17 protein-coding genes are annotated in these 21,238 nt (G+C 57.9%); 12 read left to right on the top strand and 5 right to left on the bottom strand.

Annotated elements, in window-relative coordinates:
- The first annotated feature begins 22 nt into the window (after positions 1-22).
- The 7 genes from GS605_RS15955 to GS605_RS15925 all read left to right on the top strand — a co-directional run bounded on the left by GS605_RS15955 (position 23) and on the right by GS605_RS15925 (position 8,966).
- Positions 23-2,080: an adenylate/guanylate cyclase domain-containing protein gene (locus tag GS605_RS15955; RefSeq protein WP_253283327.1), complete on the top strand. Its 2,058-nt coding sequence runs from the start codon at positions 23-25 to the stop codon at positions 2,078-2,080.
- 298 nt (positions 2,081-2,378) lie between these two features.
- The gene (locus tag GS605_RS15950) at positions 2,379-3,962 is read left to right on the top strand and encodes an ABC transporter substrate-binding protein (RefSeq protein ID WP_171724609.1); all 1,584 of its coding nucleotides are present in this window, start codon (positions 2,379-2,381) and stop codon (positions 3,960-3,962) included.
- A 68-nt stretch (positions 3,963-4,030) separates the two neighbouring features.
- On the top strand, positions 4,031-5,125 hold the full coding sequence (locus GS605_RS15945; RefSeq protein ID WP_171724608.1) for a Xaa-Pro peptidase family protein: 1,095 nt from the start codon (positions 4,031-4,033) through the stop codon (positions 5,123-5,125).
- Positions 5,125-6,132 carry an ABC transporter permease subunit gene (locus tag GS605_RS15940; RefSeq protein WP_171724607.1) on the top strand — a complete coding sequence of 336 codons (1,008 nt, stop codon included), beginning with the start codon at positions 5,125-5,127 and terminating at the stop codon, positions 6,130-6,132. The genes GS605_RS15945 and GS605_RS15940 overlap by 1 nt, the downstream gene beginning before the upstream one ends.
- Entirely contained in the window at positions 6,132-7,034 is a 903-nt protein-coding gene (locus tag GS605_RS15935; RefSeq protein ID WP_152460560.1) for an ABC transporter permease subunit, read from the top strand. The genes GS605_RS15940 and GS605_RS15935 overlap by 1 nt, the downstream gene beginning before the upstream one ends.
- Before the next feature lie 4 nt (positions 7,035-7,038).
- Positions 7,039-8,016, top strand: a complete 978-nt coding sequence (locus GS605_RS15930; RefSeq protein ID WP_171724606.1) for an ABC transporter ATP-binding protein — start codon at positions 7,039-7,041, stop codon at positions 8,014-8,016.
- Positions 8,013-8,966 carry an ABC transporter ATP-binding protein gene (locus GS605_RS15925; protein ID WP_171636482.1) on the top strand — a complete coding sequence of 318 codons (954 nt, stop codon included), beginning with the start codon at positions 8,013-8,015 and terminating at the stop codon, positions 8,964-8,966. The genes GS605_RS15930 and GS605_RS15925 overlap by 4 nt, the downstream gene beginning before the upstream one ends.
- 353 nt (positions 8,967-9,319) lie before the next feature.
- On the opposite strand, the gene GS605_RS15920 is transcribed toward GS605_RS15925, so the two are convergent.
- A complete protein-coding gene (locus GS605_RS15920; RefSeq protein ID WP_171636480.1) occupies positions 9,320-11,104 on the bottom strand; it encodes an ABC transporter ATP-binding protein in 1,785 nt (594 codons plus the stop codon).
- Between the two features lie 443 nt (positions 11,105-11,547).
- Entirely contained in the window at positions 11,548-12,486 is a 939-nt protein-coding gene (locus tag GS605_RS15915; RefSeq protein ID WP_171724605.1) for a cytochrome c family protein, read from the bottom strand.
- A gap of 96 nt (positions 12,487-12,582) precedes the next feature.
- On the opposite strand from GS605_RS15915, the gene GS605_RS15910 reads away from it, so the two are divergent.
- The 3 genes from GS605_RS15910 to GS605_RS15900 are packed head-to-tail and all read left to right on the top strand — an operon-like array spanning position 12,583 to position 14,968.
- Positions 12,583-13,107 carry an RNA polymerase sigma factor gene (locus tag GS605_RS15910; RefSeq protein ID WP_216600204.1) on the top strand — a complete coding sequence of 175 codons (525 nt, stop codon included), beginning with the start codon at positions 12,583-12,585 and terminating at the stop codon, positions 13,105-13,107.
- Positions 13,104-13,841: a hypothetical protein gene (locus tag GS605_RS15905; RefSeq protein WP_171724603.1), complete on the top strand. Its 738-nt coding sequence runs from the start codon at positions 13,104-13,106 to the stop codon at positions 13,839-13,841. The genes GS605_RS15910 and GS605_RS15905 overlap by 4 nt, the downstream gene beginning before the upstream one ends.
- Before the next feature lie 38 nt (positions 13,842-13,879).
- Positions 13,880-14,968, top strand: a complete 1,089-nt coding sequence (locus GS605_RS15900; RefSeq protein WP_371807772.1) for a helix-turn-helix domain-containing protein — start codon at positions 13,880-13,882, stop codon at positions 14,966-14,968.
- On the opposite strand, the gene GS605_RS15895 is transcribed toward GS605_RS15900, so the two are convergent.
- Positions 14,941-15,831, bottom strand: coding sequence for a LysR substrate-binding domain-containing protein (locus GS605_RS15895; RefSeq protein WP_171724601.1), 891 nt, complete (start codon positions 15,829-15,831; stop codon positions 14,941-14,943). The two genes, GS605_RS15900 and GS605_RS15895, sit on opposite strands and share 28 nt — an antisense overlap.
- Before the next feature lie 107 nt (positions 15,832-15,938).
- On the opposite strand from GS605_RS15895, the gene GS605_RS15890 reads away from it, so the two are divergent.
- A complete protein-coding gene (locus GS605_RS15890; protein ID WP_171724600.1) occupies positions 15,939-16,940 on the top strand; it encodes a sterol desaturase family protein in 1,002 nt (333 codons plus the stop codon).
- A 72-nt stretch (positions 16,941-17,012) separates the two neighbouring features.
- Here the strand turns inward: GS605_RS15890 and GS605_RS15885 are convergent, their stop codons facing one another.
- Both GS605_RS15885 and GS605_RS15880 read right to left on the bottom strand, forming a co-directional pair.
- A complete protein-coding gene (locus GS605_RS15885) occupies positions 17,013-18,317 on the bottom strand; it encodes a UDP-glucose/GDP-mannose dehydrogenase family protein (RefSeq protein ID WP_171724599.1) in 1,305 nt (434 codons plus the stop codon).
- A gap of 370 nt (positions 18,318-18,687) precedes the next feature.
- Positions 18,688-19,575, bottom strand: a complete 888-nt coding sequence (locus tag GS605_RS15880) for a LysR substrate-binding domain-containing protein (protein ID WP_171636465.1) — start codon at positions 19,573-19,575, stop codon at positions 18,688-18,690.
- Between the two features lie 229 nt (positions 19,576-19,804).
- Here GS605_RS15880 and GS605_RS15875 point away from each other — a divergent pair, with 229 nt between their 5' ends.
- A complete protein-coding gene (locus GS605_RS15875) occupies positions 19,805-21,160 on the top strand; it encodes an MmgE/PrpD family protein (protein ID WP_171724598.1) in 1,356 nt (451 codons plus the stop codon).
- The last annotated feature ends 78 nt before the right edge of the window (positions 21,161-21,238 follow it).

Here is a 21,238-nt window from a genome sequence, read left to right as displayed (position 1 = left end):
GGACATTCTTTTCGGGGTTTTCATGCGGTTCAGTGTCGGCATTGCTGTATCTATGCTGGTCGCCGTATCCATCGGCGTGTCGACCTTTGTTGTTCATTCGCTGTGGTGGACGACCGCGCGGGACAACAGCCGCATGCTTGCCGCTGAGATCAACAGCCAGATTGCAAACGCGGTCCGTATCGAAGTCGGGGCAACCCTCAGATCCGCCGAAGCCGCATGGTCGGCGGTGCGCACGATTTTTGTACAGAATGTCATCGCAACACGGCAGGCCGATAAACGAGAGTTCGTGTTTCTGTCTCAGTTGCAGGCGCAGCCGAATATTTCCTGGATTTTCTTCGGTTGGCCGGACGGCAATTTTTTCGCGTCGCATCGGTTGGGCGACAGCGGGCTTGAGATGATCGAGATCGACAAGGCCATCCGCGACCGGAACCTGCGAACCGATCGATACATTTTTGTTCCCGGGGATATTCAGTTCGAAGAAAGGACCTTTGTTCCGACCTCTTATGATCCTCGCGATCATGCCTGGTTCAACAATTTCATGTCCCTGGACACGATGGGATGGATCGAAGCGCGCGATCTTCCGGGCAGTGACAAGACCGTATACGCATTTGCGGGGCCGATCGATGTCAACCGGGCACGGCAGGGTGTCCTTGCGGTCGCAATAGAAACCGACCGTTTGTCACGCTTTCTGGCGACGCTTGAGCCCGGCGAATTTGGAGCTGCCTTTATTCTGGATGCTGATGGCAAAGTAATTGCCGTTCCCGACGCAAAAGCGGACGAAGTTACACCGGCGCGCATGGGCGAGGGTGAACTGTACGAGGTTGCCCAGATCTCGGGGGAAAAACTGTTGGGCGATCCGGATGGCAAGACAGCGGGCAGTTCGACGAAGCGCGTGGTGATCGACGGCGTCCCCTATGCGGTGGCCCTGACACCTTTGGGTTTTTACGGGTGGCGCGTCGCTACGGTCATTCCGGAGGCGGCGTTTTTGTCGGGTATCAATGCAACCTTGATAGACCTGATCTATATCCTGATCGGGGTCGTGATCGTCTCAACCGCTCTGGCGATCTGGTTGATCCGTCGAATTGTAGCCAATCCTTTGGCGCGCATTGCCGAGGATCTGAGCAAGATCGAACGCTTCGACGTCGAACGCATTCCACGCCGGCCTTCAAACCTTTCCGAGCTTGCCAATCTGTCTGCGGCAACGGCCAGCATGGCAGCAGGATTGTCCGCGTTCAGAAAATACGTGCCGACCGATCTTGTGAAAATGCTGGTCGCTGAAGGCATCAAAACGCAGCCCGGTGGCGACATGAAGCAGATATCCGTATTGTTTTGCGATGTGACCGGATTCACCGGGTTGTCGGAAAAACTCGGCCCCAAAATCATCCAGTTGATGGAGCCCTTTTTCTCTGCGGCCGCAGCTGCCGTCGCGCGCCATGACGGGACGATCGACAAATTCATGGGTGACGCGGTCATGGCGATCTGGGGGGCACCGCGCAAGGATGCTCTCCATGCCGAAAATGCCTGCCGCGCAGCGCTGGATCTTGTCGCGACCGTGGAAGATGCGGGCATCAAAGACGAGGCCGGAAATTCCCTGCGTGTCAGGATCGGGTTGAACAGCGGTGAAGCACTGGTTGGCAACATTGGGTCAGAGCAGCGGTTGAACTACACGGCGATCGGTGACGTCGTGAATGTGGCCAGCCGATTGGAAGGGGCCAACAAGGAGTATGGTACGCGCATTCTGATCGGTCCCGAGACCCGGCACGAAGCCGCCGATGCAATTGTCGTCCGAGAGCTGGACACGCTCGCGGTCTTTGGCCGGACCGAGGAGCTGGTGGTCTATGAGCTGATTGCGATGGCCGACGGTTTTGAAGGATCCCTTGATTGGATCGAGACCTACGAACAAGGTCTTGCGCATTATCGTTCCGGCCGGTTCGAGCAGGCGATAGCTGCGTTTGAGGCCGCGGACAAAACGCGGGGCGGGGACCCTGTGTCCGTCGCCATGAAGCTGCGCGCAAACAAGCTTTTGACCAACCCTCCCTCGGGGGATTGGCGCGCGGTTACGCATACGAACAAGACGTGAGAGTGCAGGCAATGAGCGCATGCTAACAGCACCCATTAACAGAAAGGTCTGAGTGCCCGGGAGAGGGTTTCGGGTCGTCGTATCGATTTCGCAGCGAAGATGAGAATGAGATCCGGAAATCAGGGTGCAACGGTAGAAAGACTCCTCAAAGATTTCGGCAGAAAGACACTGTTGACATTAGATATTGTATTTTGGATACATTAGGCAGAGGGATCGCGACGACCTGTGCTGTCACTGAATGCTCTGGCGACAAAGAGCCATGCGATTGTCTTTCAAAGTCCTTTTCTGGGAGAAAATCATGAACCTCAAACTTCTGGCCGCAACCACTGCGATCGCCCTGACGGGCGCCGTGGCGCAGGCAAATACACTTGTATATTGTTCCGAAGGATCGCCTGAAGGGTTCGATCCTGCGCTGTACACCGCGGGGACGACCTTTGATGCGTCTTCACATCCGATCTACAATCGGTTGCTTGAATTTGAAACGGGCACGACCAATGTGGTCCCCGGCCTGGCCGAAAGTGTCGAGGCCAGCGATGATGGTCTGGAATACACTTTCAAGCTGCGCCAGGGCGTCAAGTTCCACTCGAATGACGCGTTCACGCCGACCCGCGATTTCAACGCGGATGACGTGATTTTCTCCTTCATGCGTCAGAAAGACGAAAACCACCCTTATCATCAAGTGTCAGGCGGAACCTGGGAATATTTCCAGGGTATGGGGATGCCTGATCTGGTCGAGTCCATCGAAAAGATCGACGACTACACGGTGAAATTTACCCTGTCCAAGCCCGAAGCACCGTTTGTCGCCAATATGGCGATGGACTTTGCCTCAATCGTGTCGGCGGAATACGCTGCGGCAATGATGGAAGCCGGTACGCCGGAAAAACTGAATACGGCACCCATCGGCACCGGACCTTTCTCGTTCGTGGCATATCAAAAAGACGCGGTGATCCGTTACGCGGCCAATGATGCGTATTGGAACGACCCGGCGCAGGTCGAAAACCTGATCTTTGCCATCACGCCGGATGCGTCTGTGCGCTATCAAAAGCTGAAAGCAGGCGAATGTCATGTGATGCCCTATCCGAACCCTGCCGACATTCAGGCAATGAAGGATGATCCGGACATCAACATGCTGGAACAAGAGGGCCTGAACGTTGGTTATCTGGCCTACAACACCACCATGGCGCCATTCGACAATCCGAAGGTGCGCAAAGCGCTGAACATGGCGATCGACAAGCAGGCGATCATCGACGTGGTCTTCCAGGGCTCGGGCCAGGTGGCCAAGAACCCGATCCCGCCTACCATGTGGGGCTACAACGACGCTATCGTGGACGATCCCTATGATCCCGAAGCGGCCAAGGCGATGCTTGAGGCCGAAGGTGTTTCGGACCTGTCGATGAAAATCTGGGCCATGCCCGTCCAGCGCCCCTACAACCCCAATGCCCGTCGCATGGCCGAATTGATCCAGGCGGATTTCGCCAAGATCGGTGTGGGCGTCGAAATCGTCTCGTACGAATGGGGTGAATACCTGTCCCGCTCGAAAGAACTGAACCGGGACGGTGCCGTTCTGCTGGGCTGGACCGGGGACAATGGCGACCCGGATAACTTCCTGGCGGTTTTGCTGGGCTGTGACGGGGTCGAAGCATCCAACCGGGCGCAATGGTGCCATCAGCCATTCGAAGACCTGATCCTGAAGGCCAAGCAAAGCACGGATCAGGCCGAGCGGACCAAACTGTATGAAGAAGCGCAGGTTGTGTTCAAAGAGCAGGCTCCGTGGGCAACCATCGCGCATTCGGTCGTTTACATGCCCATGAGCAACAAGGTGCAAGGCTATAAGGTGCACCCTCTGGGCGGTCACATCTTCTATGGTGTGAGCGTCGAATAAACCACCACTCACAAACCGGAGCCACCTGATTGGTGGCTCCGGCTTTCTTATTGAGGAGGTCGGGCAGAATGCCGGATTTGTCCGAATACCGCCAATTGGCAATGGATATGTCAGTGGACGCAGTGGCCCTGGTGCCGGGTCCAAATTTCACCCGCGCATTGGGCAAATCCTTCATGAGCCACGAGCGCCCTTTTGTCGTGGTGATTCCGGCCCTGGGTGATCCGGCGGCGATCGTGCCCAATCTGGAACTCGCCTCATGGGATCTGGTTGGATTTGAGGGTGCCGTATTCGACTGGCGCGATCAGACCGGCTATGACCGCGCATTTTCCGCGCTGGCAGCGCATCGTCCGATCAGATCGTTGGCCGTCGAAGGTCAGGTGATGCGGTTTTTCGTGTCAGACGCGTTTACCCGCGCAATTCCGGATCTGCGGATTGTGGACGGCGAGCGCGAAATCTCAGGCCTTCGCATCATCAAAACCGAAGAAGATATCGCCGCGCTGCAAGCGGCCATCGATATTTCGGAACGCGCGTTGGAGCGTGTGATTGCAGGTGTTCGTGCAGGTCAGACCGAAAAACAGATCGAGCAGGCGCTGATACAGGCGCTTTTTGCGGAAGGCGCCGAGTCGTTGGCCTTTTCCCCCATCGTGGCTGCGGGGGACAACTCGGCACGACCGCACGGAAAGGCGCGCGCCGACTACCGGATCAAAGCAGGCGATGCCTTGCTGTTCGACTTTGGCGCTCGAAAACATGGTTTTGCGGCCGACATCACGCGAACTTTTTTCGTTCAGGACGTCCCGGACGAAGGCCGGGATGTCTACGACACGGTTTTGCGCGCCAACAAAGCCGGGTTCGAAGCCTGCCGCCCCGGCGTGACAGCGCATGACATCGACGACGCCGTCACAGGCGTGCTTGAGGCCTCGCCCTTTGCCGATCGTATCCGGACCAAGACAGGTCACGGTCTGGGCCGGGATGTGCATGAGGCGCCGTATATCATGCGCGGCAACAGCCAGAAAATCCTGCCGGGCATGGTCTGGACCAACGAACCCGGTCTGTATGCATTGGACAAGTTCGGCGTTCGCATAGAAGATGACGTTCTCGTCACCGGGGATGGCTGTCGGTCACTGACCCGCTTTCCCAAAGAACTTACAATCATAGGTCGCTGATGCTTGGCTATTTCCTTACCCGTCTTGGCCTGTTTGTTCCGACATTTCTGGGCGTGACGTTGATTTCGTTCATGTTCATCCGGGTGCTGCCCGGCGATCCGATCATCGTGATGGCCGGGGAACGCGGCATGACGGAAGAACGTTATCAGGAAATGGTCGAAAAGCTGGGTTTCGACAAGCCGGTGTTGCAGCAGTATTGGGATTACCTCACCGGAGTGCTTCAGGGTGATCTGGGCGAAAGCTTTGTCACAAGGAAACCCGTATGGGATGAGTTCTTTTCGCTGTTCCCCGCAACGCTGGAGTTGTCCCTGTGCGCCATGATCTTTGCCGTTGCGCTGGGTCTGCCCGCAGGTGTGATCGCGGCGGTGAACCGAGGGAAGTTCTTTGACCGGGCGCTGATGTCCTCGGCGCTGGTCGGGTACTCGATGCCCATCTTCTGGTGGGCGCTGCTGTTGATCATCATATTCTCGGGCAATCTGGGCTGGACGCCGGTCTCGGGCCGCATCGACCTGTTGTATTATTTTCCCAGCGTCACGGGCTTTATGCTGATCGACAGCCTGTTGTCGGGTCAGGAAGGAGCATTCGGATCAGCCGTGCGCCATCTGATCCTGCCGACGATTGTGCTGGGAACGATTCCGCTGGCGGTTATCGCACGCCAGACCCGGTCGGCGATGCTGGAAGTTCTGGGCGAAGATTACATCCGCACCGCGCGCGCCAAGGGTTTGTCACCTTCGCGGATCAATGGATTGCACGCGCTGCGAAACGCTTTGATTCCGGTTGTTACGGTGATCGGCCTGTCGGTGGGCACGTTGCTGGCGGGGGCCATCCTGACCGAAACCATCTTCAGTTGGCCGGGCATAGGAAAGTGGATGGTCGACAGCATCTTTCGCCGTGACTACCCGGTTGTTCAGGGCGGATTGCTGATGATCGCGGTGATCGTGATGCTGGTGAACCTGCTGGTCGATGTCCTTTATGGCATCATCAACCCCAAAATTCGGAGGCGGTGATGGCCGAACTATCTTCAACCCCGCCCAGAACGGAAGACCGCCCCAGCGCCCTGCGAGAGTTCTGGTACTACTTCAGCGAAAACCGCGGCGCTGTCATCGGGCTTTGGGTTTTTGCAGCCTTTGTGTTTTGTGCAGCTTTTGCGCCCCTTCTGGCCCCCTATGACCCAACCGAACAGTTCCGCGATCATATCCTGCAACCGCCTGCTTGGCAGGAGGGCGGAAGCTGGGCTTTCCCGTTGGGTACCGATCCGCTGGGTCGGGACATGCTGTCGCGCCTGATCATGGGCTCGCGCTATTCCTTCTTTGTTGGAATCGTCGTCGTCTGTGTGGCGGTGTCGGGCGGCGTGATGATTGGCCTGCTGTCGGGCTTTGCCCCCAAATGGGTCGATACGCTGATCATGCGGGTGATGGATATCGTTCTGGCCTTTCCGTCGCTGCTGTTGGCACTGGTGCTGGTGGCCATCCTTGGCCCGTCGCTGACCAACGCGATGATTGCCATCGCCATCGTTTTCCAACCCCACTATGTGCGCCTGACCCGCGCGTCGGTTCTGGCGGAACGTCAGAAGGATTATGTCACGTCGGCGCGCGTGGCAGGCGCTGGCAGGTCACGGTTGATGTTCATCACCGTGCTGCCCAATTGTCTGGCTCCGATCATCGTCCAGGCGGCGTTGTCCTTTTCGACAGCAATTCTGGATGCAGCTGCCTTGGGCTTTCTGGGCATGGGCGCGCAGCCGCCCACTCCGGAATGGGGTACCATGCTGGCCGAAGCGCGCGAATTCATACTGCGCGCCTGGTGGGTGGTTACTTTCCCCGGTCTGGCGATTCTTGTCACCGTTCTTGCCATCAACCTGATGGGTGATGGCCTGCGTGATGCGCTTGACCCGAAACTGAAACGGAGCTGATCGCATGAGGCTTTTGCAGATCCGCAACCTGACTGTTGAATTCGCCACGGCCTCGGGCAAGTTCCGCGCCGTGGACGGTGTCGATCTGTCGGTCGACAGGGGCGAGCTGATGGCCATCGTCGGCGAAAGCGGCTCGGGCAAGTCGGTGTCGATGCTGGCGCTGATGGGGTTGTTGCCCTGGACCGCGACGATCACCGCTGACGAGATGCGTTTTGAGGGGCTGGATCTGGCCGGTCTTTCGGCCCGCGATCGCCGCAAGATCATCGGCAAGGACATGGCAATGATCTTTCAGGAGCCGATGTCGTCGCTGAACCCCTGTTTCACGGTGGGATTCCAGATCAAAGAGGCCCTGCGCATCCATCTAGGTTTGAACCGCAAGGACCGCCACCAGCGCGCGATTGAGCTGTTTGACCAGGTCGGCATCCCGGCCCCGGAAAGCCGTCTGACCACCTTTCCACATCAGATGTCAGGGGGCATGAACCAGCGCGTCATGATCGCGATGGCCATCGCCTGCAAGCCCAAGCTGCTGATTGCGGACGAACCGACCACTGCGCTGGATGTCACCATTCAAGCGCAGATACTCGACCTGCTGGTTCGGTTGCGGGACGAGCACGATATGGGCCTAGTGCTGATCACTCATGATATGGGGGTGGTGGCCGAAACCGCCGAACGGGTTCAGGTGCAATATGCCGGACAAAAAGTCGAAGAGCAGCCCGTGCGTGATTTGTTCCGCACGCCGCGTCATCCCTATACATCGGCCCTGCTGAGCGCCTTGCCCGAGCGCGCGACCTCCAAGATCCTCCCGACGATTCCCGGCGTTGTGCCGGGTCAATTCGATCGCCCCGCAGGGTGCTTGTTCAGCCCCCGATGCCGGTTTGCTGATGCAACTTGCGCTGAAATACCGCCGACCCCCCATGCCGACGCCCTCGGCAAGGCGCGTTGTCACCACGTAGAAAAAATTGCGGCCGGAGAATTGGCATGACCGACCCCATCGTTCAGGCGAAAGATCTGACCCGGTTTTACACGGTGAAGGGCGGGTTGCTGTCCAAGTCAGCGACGGTAAAGGCCCTTTCTGGGGTGGATTTCGAACTGAAACCGGGAAAGACTCTGGCCATCGTCGGAGAGTCCGGCTGTGGCAAGTCAACATTGGCGCGATTGGTCACGATGATTGAAGAGCCGACGTCGGGCAGGCTGACGATTGATGGTGTCGACATTACCCCGTCGCGGTGGAGCAAGATGCGGGAAACGGTGCAAATCGTGTTCCAGGATCCGTATGGATCGCTGAATCCACGTCAACGCATCGGCCAGATCTTGCAGGAACCGCTGATCATCAATCGTCCGGACATGTCCGCCGCAGACCGCGAGACACAAGCGCGCGACATGATCGAGATGGTAGGATTACGCCCCGAGCATTATGATCGCTATCCACATATGTTCTCTGGCGGGCAGCGTCAGCGTATCGCCATTGCACGCGCGCTCATGTTGAATCCCAGGGTCCTGGTTCTGGATGAGCCGGTTTCGGCACTCGACGTCTCGATCCAGTCGCAGATCCTGAACCTGCTTGTGGATTTGCAGGAACGGCTTGACCTCGCCTATCTGTTTATTTCGCACGATCTTTCCGTGGTTCGACATTTTGCAGACGACGTGATCGTGATGTATCTGGGGCGCGCTGTTGAAAAGGCGCCCAAAGAACAGCTGTTCGCCGCGCCGCGCCACCCCTATTCCAAGGCGTTGCTGTCCACGACGCCCCGAGCAGACCCTATGGCCCGAAAAGAACGGATCAAGCTTGAGGGCGAACTGCCGTCGCCAATGAATATTCCAAAAGGTTGCGCCTTTGCGCAAAGATGTTGGCTGGCAACCGATCAGTGCAGGGCAACATTGCCTGAACTGGCCGGAGAAACGCATCAGGTCGCGTGTCTGTACCCCTTGTAATGCAAGTAGGTTTTTACGTTGGTGTGAGACGGTGGCAAACAGGGCGGCCTCAAGAAAAGCGACGTTGACTTCTTGTCGGAGAACCTCCGTGCCCAAGCGCTGGCAGGAACGGCGCGCCGGCGTGGGCGACCATGCCACATGTTTGTGTCGCTATCGTCGAGACCGCCATCTTCGAACCCGTACGTAAGACAGGACCGTCTATTTCCCCAAGTGCGGCCCGAGCGGCCATATCCCTTGGGCGGCTTGGGCCTGATGACTTCGATGCACGGACGCGCGTGACAAGAATACTCCGCCCCTCTTCCGGACGGGTCTTGCCCGGAGGAGGGAGGCATGTGCCAGACCGAATGCAGGGGCTACTCTGCCACTTCCGCCGAGGGTTCGTGTTTTTTGAATTGCTGATCGAACAGGTTGCGGAAGGCTCCGTTCTTTTTCATCAACTCGTCCAGATTGCCCTGTTCCACGATCGAGCCATCCTGAACCACGATAATCTTATCCGCTTCCAGAACAGTTGAAAGTCGGTGCGCAATGACGACGACGGTCACATCCTTTGTCAGGGTGTCCAGAGCCTTTTTGACAAGTGATTCCGATTCAGCGTCCAGCGCGCTTGTGGCCTCGTCCAAAAGCAGGATCTCGGAATTTCTCAGTATTGCGCGTGCGATCGCAATTCGCTGTTTCTGACCACCTGACAGGAAGGTTCCGTTTTCGCCGACTTGCGTTTCGTACCCTTCCGGCAGGTCCATGATGAACTCGTGCGCATGTGCGGCTTTGGCCGCGGCAATGACCTCTTCCTCGGTTGCGTCAGGGGCCGAGCAGCGCAGATTGTCCATGATCGACGTCGAAAACAGAAACGTATCCTGACCGACATAAGAGATTTTTTTTCGCAGGGACGCAAAGCTGACCTCGCGCAGATCCTGGCCATCAATCTCGACGCTGCCCTCATCGGGATCGTAGAACCGCATGATCAGCCCGAATATCGTAGATTTGCCACCGCCGGACTGACCAACGAGCGCGGTGGTCTTGCCGGCCTCGAACGTGACGTTCATGTCTTCGATCACAGGTACGGCACCTTGATAGCCGAAAGTCACATCGCGCAACGTTATCTGGCCGGGGCCTTCGATCAGGTCATGGGCTTCGGGGCTTTCCACCATCGTGTCGTCCTGATCCAGCAGGCCGAACAACATGCTGATACCAACCATGCAGGTTTCGATCTGAACGCGCATTTTCGACAGCCGCTTGGCAGGTTCATAGGCCATCAGCAACGCCGTGATAAAGGACATCAACTGGCCTGCGCTGGGTTGTTCCGTACCCGCAATTCCCATCGTGCTGACCACAAGTACACCCGCCACGGCGAGGCCGGCCAGAAACTCCATAAGAGGGCTGGCAATGGACTGCAACTTGGCGATATCGTTCGACCGCTGTTCAACTTTCCGGATGGCGGTGTCCATGCGGTTGATCATCCGGTCTTCGAGCGAGAAGACCTTGATGACCTTGATCCCTGCCGAGGTCTCTTGCAGCACCCGAATGATTTCCGCCAGTGACTTGAATTCGGCCTGCATGATCGTTCGTACGCTCTTCAGCAGATAGCGAACACCCAACAGGGCAATCGGACCCACGACAAAGAACAAGACGGACAGAACGGGCTGCTGATACACCATCACAGCAACCAGCCCGACCAGAGTCAGAGCGTCGCGGACAAACCCGGTGACCAGCACATCGATCAGGTTTCTGGCTGCCTGCGCGCCATGGGTGGTGCGCATCAGAAGGTCCGACGATTCATTGGTCGAAAAGAACGCGACCCCATGTTTGAGCAGTTTGCGGTAAACCTTGTCCTGCTGTTCCGCCACGATCCGATTGCCTGCGCGGGCAAGGTAAATAGCCTGAATATAGGATGCGACCGCTTTGACCAGAAACAGGAGGACAACCCCCAACGCAATTACATGTGCCCAACCCTGCAAGTCGGGGCTGGTCATGGCATCGACAATGTATTCCATCATATATGCGGAGCCGGCCGTGGTGACCGCCACGGCAATCATTGCCAGAACCGCAATACCATATAGCTTGCCTTGCGCGTAAAAGCTTTCACCTACAAGGCGGCCCATATAGCCTGATCGCCACTTGTTCCAGGCGCGCTTTATCATTGCGTTCTCCAAATCGTGAAACTGTGCGCACGCTCAGTTAACCTATATTTTGTCGGGCCTAAAGGACAGATGCCAAGCTGCGGCAGAGCGGCCCATCCCGACTGTCTGAGCTGTACGCCCGCTAAATAATGGCTGGTTGACGATCGGACAAGAGTTGGAAAGCGCAAGGACAACCGGGATTTGCCTCTTTGTACGGTCGCAGGCAGGGTTGGTGGCGTGACAGGATTCGCAAAAAACGCCGTAAAACACGGGCTTTTTTGCCACAAACGAGTCGTATGTCCGGCATGAACCCGCTAACAAAGGGCTGTATTTCCTGACATTGAACACGTGTTGATCCGAAAACCAGACAGGGAACGGGCACAAGTATCGTATCCGATCCTGTCCGGGGCCGGTTGTTGGAAATCGAAATTCAGCGCTGCGGCCAGGTCTCTCGAGCGTTGCCTTCACCCCTCTTCTTGCAAGTATGCTAGAAGGTTAACAATATCTTCGTTCTTTTTCAGGCCGCGAAACTGCATTCGATTGCCCTGAAGATACCCTTTGGGATCCGTCAGGAACGCGCTCAGGGTCTCATGCGTCCAAACGATGTCGGAACTTTCCAGCGCTGTCGAATACTTGAATCCCTCTGCCTGTCCGGCCTTTGTGCCGATAATACCGTGCAGGGACGGGCCAACACCATGGCTGCCTTCTTTCAATTTGTGGCAGGCACTGCATTTGCGAAACACCTTTTTGCCCGCCGTCGCGTCCCCCTGAACATCTGCGGCAGCAACATCCTCTGTGGCTTCCGATGCCGTCAAGGCCTGCTCTTCATCCGTGTTAAAGATCAGCCGGGCCGTAATAGGTACCGTTCGGGTGATGCCGGGCAGGCTTGCCAATTCCATAAGCTTGTCCACGCCGGCGTTCACACCGGCGTCTTCCGTGCTGAGAAACACCATGTCGTTTGTCGAAACAAGCACTGACGTCTCGGACAAGCGTGCGACGAACATTTCCGCGTCAAATTCAACTTCCCTGCCGGCCAGCGAAAGCACGGAAGCAGCTTCCAGAGCGGTGGTTTCACCCACGGCCAGCCCTGAAACCTTCGCCATGTCGAATTCGGCCGTCAGGCGCGCAGTGGGTGCTTGGCGGAATACAAATTCGATCATCCGTTCGTTGCGAATATCTATGTTGGTCTCGACCGAGGACAGGTCGATTTCGATTTCGGCCATGCCCTCCTGCGTCACGTGTCCGCTCAGGCCGGTGAAACTGTTGACCTCGCCCACCGCGTTTTTCTTGATCGTTCCATAGGCCAGATGCGAGTGGTCGGACTCCAGTGTCCAATCTGCTGCCCAAATGGGTGTTGCAACAATTGCCGACGCAAACGTGACTGCCTTCAACAGAAGTTTCATTTCTTTCCTCCGCAATTTATGTCAGTTTTGGCCCTGCGGGCCGGGTCCGTTTCTGACAAACACACACAGGTCGCGTTTTATTCGATGAGTGCCGAGATGACTTCCGAACAGGCCGTTCGTGACGCCGTACAGATGCACTCAAGACGCGTCTGGCGGTTTGCTCTGGCGTTGTCGGGGGCATCAGATGTGGCGGACGATCTGGTGCAGGCCACATGCCTGCGTGCGCTTGAGCGGCATCATCAGGTAACGTCGCATGATCGTCTGGACAGTTGGCTGATGACGATCTGCCGGTCAATCTGGTTGAACGAAGTGCGGTCTCGTTCCGTCCGGCGGGCACAGGCGCTGTCCGTGACCCCGGAAGCGGAACTGGTCGCAACTTTGCCGGATTCAGAAACGAATATTTTTGCGGCTGAAGTGTTTACTCAAGTGATGCAGCTGCCAGAAGCGCAGCGGGAAACGGTCATGCTTGTGTTCGCCGAAGGGTACAGCTATCGCGAAACCGCTGCATTGCTGGACGTTCCCATCGGCACAATCATGAGCCGGCTATCGAATGCCCGGCGGAAACTGAAAACCGTGATGCAGTTTGAGGCGGCAGACACCGCGCGACGGAGTGGCAAATGACGTTTTCCGACGAGACGCTGTTGGCGTATCTGGAAGGCACGCTGGATGAGGCTCAGAGCCGCGCCATCGAGGCCGCGGTTGAGGATGATGTCGAGCTTGAACGCCGCTTGATGGCGCTGGATCCGTTTGCGCCTGTCGTTGGGCAGGTCTTTGAGAAACTGCCCACCGCGGCGCCGAAGGTCGATTTGCCGGAACCCGTGGCGCAAAACACCAATGCTGGGTTTCTGCGCCTTCTGGTCGTGGCCGCGGGCGTCGGGGTTGCAGCCGTCGCCCTGACATTCTGGGCGACGCGTCCGGCGGAACCGGGCTGGGCGCAGCAAGCGGCGATCTATCAGTCGCTTTATGTGCCCGAGACGATTGTCTCGCTGGACAGTTCCGAGGCATCGCTGGACAAGCAGTTCGCGATGGCCGAGGCAGCACTTGGCAGGTCTCTGAACCGTGAAGCGCTGGACTCCCTGCCTGGGCTGGAGTTGAAGCGAGCACAGGTTCTTTCGTTCAAGGGAAAGCCCTTGGTTCAGGTCGTTTTCGCCGATGAGCAGGGTCAACCTTTTGCCTTCTGTGTTATCCGTCAGGGGCCGAACGCCCCGAAGGCAGGGGTCAAACAGGTCATTCTGAGCGGTTTGGCAACAGCGACCTGGGCGCAGGATGGCTATGGTTACATGCTGCTGGGCAGCTCTCCGCAGACCGATTTGAGCAGCGAACTGGATGTTCTGACCCGAACCTTTGCGGGCTGACGGAATACCCCTTGTGAACCAACGGGAATGCCCGAAGAATGCGGGGTATGACGTCGAAGAAACCCTTGCCCCTTCCTGAAGACGAGGCCGAAGATCTTGGCCCCGCCAGCATCTATGACGGCGATCCGTCCGAAGAGGACGACCTGTGGTTCTTGCCGCCGGATGAAGTCGAGGAAGACGAGGGATTCTTTTTGCCCGGGCCGCGACGCGAACAGCGCCTGCTGTTCGATCCGCGTGATTGGCGGGCAGCGCAGTCCGACCTTTCTGCGGAACTTGCAGATCTGGCCCTGACTTTTGGCGCGCTGGATGAACGGTTGCGAGCGGGCCCCGAAGGCTGGACGCATCGCTTGGCATTGATGGAGACGTCCGATCTGGGGTGGTGGACCGGAGACCGGATCAGCGTGGATCGATTGGCCTTGTGGACCGGTTTGCGGATCGGCGCGACTCATGATGACGTGCAGGCCCTGTTCCGGGCCGGATGGGCTGTACGACGCCTGAGTTCGGGCGCGCCGCCTGCTGCCGGCGGTTGGGAACGGGGGCTGACCGCGTTTCTTGACCGACTGGCTCAGGGGGCCGACGCGACCCCGGAATCCATCATTGATCTGGCCGAGGTCATGCAAAACGCCGAAGGGCTGCATCCCGTGACGCAGTCGGCAATTGCGTTTCACGCGTGGCGGGCGGTGTCACAAGGCATCGGACAGGACACGGAAGCAGCCGTCATAGCCGCGCGGCATGCGGCCTCCATGGGGCGTGGCGGTGCGCAGTTTATGCCCTTGGCCTTGTCCGGGCCGCGTGCGCTGCGCGGCTCGGGGGATCCGGCGGAAAAACTGAGCGCATGGATCGGCGGCGCAGGGCAGGCTGCCCTTGCGGCGTTGCTGCATCTGGATCGGATCAGCGCGTGGGAGGCGAAAGCCAAAGACGTCACGCAGGATCTGAGCGGCCGCACTCCACCGCGGCTGATCAATGCATTGACGGCCTGGCCCATGGTATCCGCACCTTTGGCCGAAGACCTGACCAAGGCTTCCCGCGCGGCGGTACAGCGCAATTTCGACCTGTTCGCGCAGCGGGGTCTGGTTCGCGAGGTCACCGGGCAGGGGCGTTACCGCGTCTGGACGGCGGCGCTGTAATCCATCAGCCAATCGCGAAACGTACGCGCTGCCGGGCGCAGCGCCGTGCGGGAGGGATAGACCAGATGATAAGCTTCCTGCCCCGGGCAGGAGATGTCCGGCAGACAAGGGACCAAGCCCGACAGTTTCATAATGCGATCTGACGCGGGCGCGCGTGCCAAGGCAATGCCGCATCCGCTGGCGCAGAGCTCGGCCGCCATCACCGAATTGTCGGCAAAAAAATACTGTGCCTGGCCTGCTGGCAGCCGCTGGTGTTCGAACCAATGCGGCCAGCTTGCCCGATGGGTCGAAACTTCGATCAAGGTGAAGTCGAACAAGTCCTTTGCCGTCTCGATCCGGGCAGCAACCTCGGGTGGGGCGATGGGATACAGATGTTCGCGCATCAACTCGTCACTTTCCGAGCCGAACAGCGCGGGGTTTCCGAACACGATCTGAAGGTCAGTGAACCGATTGGCAAAATCCGACATGACATTGCCGGTCGAAAGCGAAAGGTTGATCTGAGGATGCGCCGCCTGAAAATCGGGAACACCCCCGGCCAGAATGCCATGTGCAAACAGCAGCACCGACTGCACGTAAAGCCTTTGCTCGCGGGTTTCACCGAACAGACCGGCGGTTGCCGTTTCCAACATGAGCAAGGATTGCTGTACCGACGGCAGATAGGCGCGCCCGGTCTCGGTCAAAGCGACCGCATGCGCGTGACGGTGAAACAAGGGTGTGCCCAGTCTTGTCTCCAGCGCCTTGACCTGCTGGCTGACGGCGGCAGGCGTCATGTTCAACTGGGTCGCGGCGCGGGCAAAGCTTTCGGTTCGGGCCGCAGCCTCGAATACGCGCAGCCAGTTGAGGGAAGGGACGCGGGCGTTCATTCCGACAGGCTAAGCAGAACTTAGCCTCACCGGCAAGACAATTAGGTCTGAGCTTTTGATCCCCCGCCTTAGGCTTGTAATCAGTGAACAGATGAAATGAGCCTTCTATGTCAGACCCCGCCCTGCTGCCACGAGCCAAGCGCAAGATCTGGAATTACACGCCTCAATTGCCGATTCAGACCGCGCCCTATTGGGATTGGCCGATGAAACCTCTGGCCGCGTTGAAATACCTGCTGCAAAGCTGGAATCCGCTTGCATTGCGGGCGCTGCTGCTGGTCTTTGCGGTCATCAGCTGGACCTATCTGACGCCTTCTTTGAGCAGGATCGAGACCTTCGGCTGGAATTGGGTTGCGGAAATCTGGTTCCGCAATTTCTGTATCCTGATGGTGGTCGCAGGCGGTTTGCATCTGGCCCTTTGGAAGTTCCGCACGCAGCAGGACGAATACCGCTATGACATGCGCCCGATGATGAAGGGCGCCAAGGTGTTCACATTCAAAAATCAGGTCTGGGACAACATGTTCTGGACCTTGGGCCCGGCATTGACGTTCTGGACGTTCTGGGAATGTCTGATCCTGTATTCCTATGCCAATGGCTGGATCACGATGATCACGTTAGACGGCAACCCGATCTGGTTCATCGCCATGACCGTCTTCGTGCCGATCTGGGCCGGGTTCCATTTCTACTGGCTGCACAGGCTGCTGCATGTGGGTGTGCTTTATACAAAAGTCCACGCTTGGCATCACCGCAACATCAATACCGGCCCTTGGTCGGGGCTTTCGATGCATCCGGTCGAAAGTTTCTTTCTGATGTTCGATACGATGATCTTCTTCCTGCTGCCGTCTCATCCGATCCACGCCATTTTCCTGCTGTTCCATCACGGCATCGGCGCTCCGACCTCTCATGCCGGGTTCGAGCATGTGAAGTTCGGCAACAAGGCCAAGTTCCAGGTCGGGGATTTCTTTCACCAGCTGCATCACCGGTTTTTTGACTGCAATTACGGCACCTGGGAAACCCCTTGGGATGAATGGTTCAACACATTCCACGACGGCACCGATGAAGGCAATGACATGGTCAAGGAACGCCGCCGCAAGATCTGGGCCACCGAATAGCCCGTGAAGGCAGATCCCTGCCGGACCCAAGCGGGTCCGGTGGGCGCGTTTGATCCAACAGGCGGTGTGCGTTCAGCGTCCAACGCCGACATAGGTTTCAAAGCCGGATTTCAGCGCCTGTGACTTTGAATAGATATTGCGCAGATCCACCATTCGGGCAGAGTTCATGGAACCGGCCAGCTGGGTCAGGTTCAACGCGCGGAACTCGTTCCACTCTGTCAGCAACACCACAACGTCAGCCCCTTGAACCGCTGCATAGGGATCGTCGCACCATTCGACTCCGGGCAATAATGCATCGCCTTCCGCTTTGCCCTGCGGATCGACGACGCGCACTTTGGCCCCTCCGCCGATCAAAGCGGGAATAATGGACAGTGATGGCGCGTCGCGCATGTCATCCGTGTTGGGTTTGAAAGTGACACCCAGAACCGCCACCGTCTTGCCGTTAAGGCGGTCGTCGCAGGCGTCGCGGATTTTTTCGATCATCCGCTTCTTGACCTCGTCATTCACCCGAATGACGGTTTCCGTGATCTGCATCGGATATGCATGATTCTGCCCGATCCGCGCCAGCGCGGCGGTATCCTTCGGAAAACAGGACCCACCATAGCCCGGCCCCGCGTGCAGGAATTTGTTGCCAATTCGTCCGTCCAGACCGATGCCGCGGGAAACTTCCTTGACATCCGCACCGACCTTTTCACACAAGCCTGCGATTTCATTGATGAAAGTGATCTTGGTCGCCAGAAACGCGTTGGCGGCGTATTTGATCATCTCGGCGCTTTCCAGATCGGTGGTCAGGATCGGGAAGTCACGCAGATAAAGCGGTCGGTAAATCTCGGCCATCACTTCGGCGGCGCGATCGTTTTCCACACCCACCACGACGCGATCGGGGCGCATGAAGTCATCGATTGCGGCGCCTTCGCGCAGAAATTCAGGGTTCGAGGCCACGTCGAATTCGGCTGCGGGGTTGGCGGCCGCAACGACCTCCTGAACTTTTCTGTTTGTTCCCACCGGCACGGTCGATTTGGTGACAATGACCGTGTATCCGGTAACCGCTTGGGCGATTTCTTCTGCCGCCGCCATCACATAGGTCAAATCCGCGTGGCCGTCTCCTCGTCGGGTCGGAGTTCCGACCGCGATGAAAACCGCATCGGCGCCATCAACTGCTGTTTTCAGATCGGTTGAAAAACTCAGGCGACCAGCAGCAACGTTTTTTGCCATCAGCACATCCAGGCCCGGTTCATAGATCGGCACTTCTCCGGCCTTGAGCATGTCGATCTTTTGCTCAGCCTTGTCGACGCAAATCACGTCATGACCAAAGTCCGAAAAGCATACACCGGACACTAAGCCAACATAACCGGTGCCGATCATTGCAATACGCATCCAAAAATCCTTCTTACCAATTACCACGGACGGCGTGGGCACAATCAAAGAAACTGACGCCGGTTTCAATGGCCGTCAGCAGTTGTGTGGTGCATCCCATAGATTCTTGCGGATATTGAGGCAATAAGAACGCAGACGGTGCAAAGCCCTTCGAAACCGCGACCATGTCCGTTTTGTTCGGCGGAGCCGGGGATCAGGAAGACCGGTTGGTGTTGAAATTCGGTTGAACAGAGGGTGTTGTTGATGGCTGGAATAGCTCCTGCCTTAAGTATTGATGAGGCGCGGGGGTGATCGCGCGTTCTCGCCACCAACAAGACGGCGTAAGGGATAAAAGGGGCCGCGTGACATGGCCCGGCAAATGACAGGTCGATCAGCTGTCCATTTCAGCGGCGGCTTGCAACAGCCAATTCTGAAACAGCCGGACCGGTGGCGAAACGGGTTTTTCCTTGAGACGCATGAAATAGGTCCAGGGGCTGTTCAGATCAAACCGGAAAGGCTCGATCAGCAGCCCCCGCTCGACATAGGACCGGGCCAGCGACCGGGGCAGGGCGACGCATCCCAGTGACTTGGCGGCCATTTCCATCGCCAGATTCGAGACATTCGTCCGCAACCCGCCCTTCTGGCTCAGATCGGACAATCCGAACTGCCGCGCCGCGTGCTCCCAATAGGAGGGGCGGCCCAGGATATGGATCAGCGGTGCATTCTGCAATTGCTTGGGGTCGGTCAGCGGCTCGCCATCGACCAGAAAGTCGGGCGCACAGACCAAGGCCAGTTTTTCGACCCACAAACGATGGGCGTCGGGCAACACATCGTCGACATGATTGATCGTCAGCGAGATGTCCGAAACATTTGGTTCGACATCAGCCCAGACAGTGCCGTGAACCGTCAGATCAATATCGGGATGCACCGCGTTGAAACCGCGGATCACATCCGGCAACCAGTTCTCGGCCAGACTGACCGGGCAAGATACCACCACTTTGCGGGTATGCGACCGCACGATGACCGATTGCGTGGCAGCGTTGATTTCCTGGAGGGCATGGCGCACTGACGGCAGATAGGCCTCACCCACATCCGTCAGCGACAGCGACCGGGGATGGCGCACGAATAGGGGGCGCTGCAAAAACTCTTCCAACGAGCGGACATGATTGCTGACGGCAGATTGGGTGCAGTTCAACTCTTCGGCTGCAGCGGTAAAGCTCAGGTGCCGTGCCGCTGCTTCGAACGAACGCAGAAAGGTCAGGTGTGGAAGATTCATCATGACGGATGTTTCTCAGGCAAGGCACGTTGCAAAGAACTAATAAGCCCAGGGCTTGCTGTCTTGCCCATGAGCGACTCACACGTATGGTTCTGCCTCGAAACGCGATCTGGTCCTAGTCACAAATAATCCGGGGCCATTGCCCCATGATTGTTTTCGTGCCGCTATGCGCAAATTCACATAGGCTTTTTCTTGTATCCGGAACCCGAAAGAAAAACCTCGACTGGACACCGTGACAGATACCTTTCAGACCGTTGCAGATTTTGCGCTGAAGCGTGCCGCGCAGGATTTTCCCGACACCGCACGCAAGGCAGCGGCGTTGATGCTGCTGGATACGCTGGGGATCACCATAGGATCGGGGCCGATGCAGGCCGGACAGATTGCGCGCGAGAGTGCGGTAGCGCTGTTTGGCGCGGGCGATCCGGGGCTGAGCGCGCGCATGCTTTTCGACGGTCGTCGCGTCAGCGTCGCGGGTGCGGCCTATGCAGCGGCCACACAGACCGACAATTTGGACGGGCATGATGGATACAATCCGACCAAAGGCCACATCGGGGTTGTCGTCGTTCCCGCACTGGCGGCACTGGCTGAAACCGTTCAAGATTTTTCAGGCCTCGAAGCGCTGGCGGCGGTGATCGTTGGATACGAGGTCGCGGGACGCGCGGGCATTTCTTTGCATGACACCGTCAGCGATTATCACACATCCGGAGCTTGGAACGCGATTGGCGTGGTGGCCGTGGCGGCGCGTTTGCGCGGTTTGAAGGCCGAACAGATGCGGCAGGCCATGGGGATCGCCGAATATCATGGCCCGCGCAGCCAGATGATGCGCGAGATCGCCAATCCCACCATGCTGCATGACGGTTCGGGCTGGGGCGCGTTGGTTGGCATTTCTTCAGCGGTATTGGCCGAGAAAGGCTTTACCGGGGCACCGGCCATCACCATCGAAGCGGCAGACGTTGCCCCCCATTGGCAAGATCTGGGCGATTTCTGGCAAATGGAGCATCAATATGTCAAACCCTACCCGATCTGCCGTTGGGCCCACGCCGCAATTGATGCCACCCGTGCACTCATGCGTGAAAACGACCTGACTCACCGGGATGTTGCCGCGATTCATGTAAACACGTTTCGGGAAAGCGCCTGCCTTTTCAGGGGCATGCCGGATGATACGTCCAAGGCGCAGTATTCGCTGCCATTTGCCGTCGCGACAATGGTTGCGCATGGCCGGATCGGGGTCGAGAACATCACCGGCGCGGGCCTGGCCGACCCGCTGGTCGCCTCGATCGTCGAGCGTATCTCGGTTGCAGAGGCCGCACGCCATTCTGACCGTTTCCCCGAAAGCCGGTTCGCCGATGTCAGCATCACCCTGACCGACGGGCGGATACTCGAGTCGGGCGACGTACATGCACGCGGCGGACCCGAGGCACCAATGGATGAGACAGAAGTGATCGACAAATTCATGGAATTTGCGACACCATCACTGGGTGCATCCCGTGCTGCCGCAATTCGTGACGCGGTTCTGGGGCTGGGCGCGCCAGGTTCGAAATTCTCAGACCTTGGCGCGTTGATCTACGCCCCCGCCGACCAGAGGTAAAATCTGCCGAAGCTGCCGTATATACGCATTCCGACCGGCACATCCGCACCCTTGATCCTGATGACGGCGCGGCGACGG

It is taken from the genome of Ruegeria sp. HKCCD7559 (assembly GCF_013110575.1).
GTDB lineage: Bacteria > Pseudomonadota > Alphaproteobacteria > Rhodobacterales > Rhodobacteraceae > Ruegeria.
This window is presented reverse-complemented; position numbering and strand designations above follow the sequence as displayed.

Excerpts from the sequence above, each read along its gene's own strand:
- GS605_RS15955 (WP_253283327.1), top strand. The coding sequence starts at position 23 with ATGCGGTTCAGTGTCGGCATTGCTGTATCTATGCTGGTCGCCGTATCC.
- GS605_RS15950 (WP_171724609.1), top strand. The coding sequence starts at position 2,379 with ATGAACCTCAAACTTCTGGCCGCAACCACTGCGATCGCCCTGACGGGC.
- GS605_RS15945 (WP_171724608.1), top strand. The coding sequence starts at position 4,031 with ATGCCGGATTTGTCCGAATACCGCCAATTGGCAATGGATATGTCAGTG.
- GS605_RS15940 (WP_171724607.1), top strand. The coding sequence starts at position 5,125 with ATGCTTGGCTATTTCCTTACCCGTCTTGGCCTGTTTGTTCCGACATTT.
- GS605_RS15935 (WP_152460560.1), top strand. The coding sequence starts at position 6,132 with ATGGCCGAACTATCTTCAACCCCGCCCAGAACGGAAGACCGCCCCAGC.
- GS605_RS15930 (WP_171724606.1), top strand. The coding sequence starts at position 7,039 with ATGAGGCTTTTGCAGATCCGCAACCTGACTGTTGAATTCGCCACGGCC.
- GS605_RS15925 (WP_171636482.1), top strand. The coding sequence starts at position 8,013 with ATGACCGACCCCATCGTTCAGGCGAAAGATCTGACCCGGTTTTACACG.
- GS605_RS15920 (WP_171636480.1), bottom strand. The coding sequence starts at position 11,104 with ATGATAAAGCGCGCCTGGAACAAGTGGCGATCAGGCTATATGGGCCGC.
- GS605_RS15915 (WP_171724605.1), bottom strand. The coding sequence starts at position 12,486 with ATGAAACTTCTGTTGAAGGCAGTCACGTTTGCGTCGGCAATTGTTGCA.
- GS605_RS15910 (WP_216600204.1), top strand. The coding sequence starts at position 12,583 with ATGACTTCCGAACAGGCCGTTCGTGACGCCGTACAGATGCACTCAAGA.
- GS605_RS15905 (WP_171724603.1), top strand. The coding sequence starts at position 13,104 with ATGACGTTTTCCGACGAGACGCTGTTGGCGTATCTGGAAGGCACGCTG.
- GS605_RS15900 (WP_371807772.1), top strand. The coding sequence starts at position 13,880 with ATGCGGGGTATGACGTCGAAGAAACCCTTGCCCCTTCCTGAAGACGAG.
- GS605_RS15895 (WP_171724601.1), bottom strand. The coding sequence starts at position 15,831 with ATGAACGCCCGCGTCCCTTCCCTCAACTGGCTGCGCGTATTCGAGGCT.
- GS605_RS15890 (WP_171724600.1), top strand. The coding sequence starts at position 15,939 with ATGTCAGACCCCGCCCTGCTGCCACGAGCCAAGCGCAAGATCTGGAAT.
- GS605_RS15885 (WP_171724599.1), bottom strand. The coding sequence starts at position 18,317 with ATGCGTATTGCAATGATCGGCACCGGTTATGTTGGCTTAGTGTCCGGT.
- GS605_RS15880 (WP_171636465.1), bottom strand. The coding sequence starts at position 19,575 with ATGATGAATCTTCCACACCTGACCTTTCTGCGTTCGTTCGAAGCAGCG.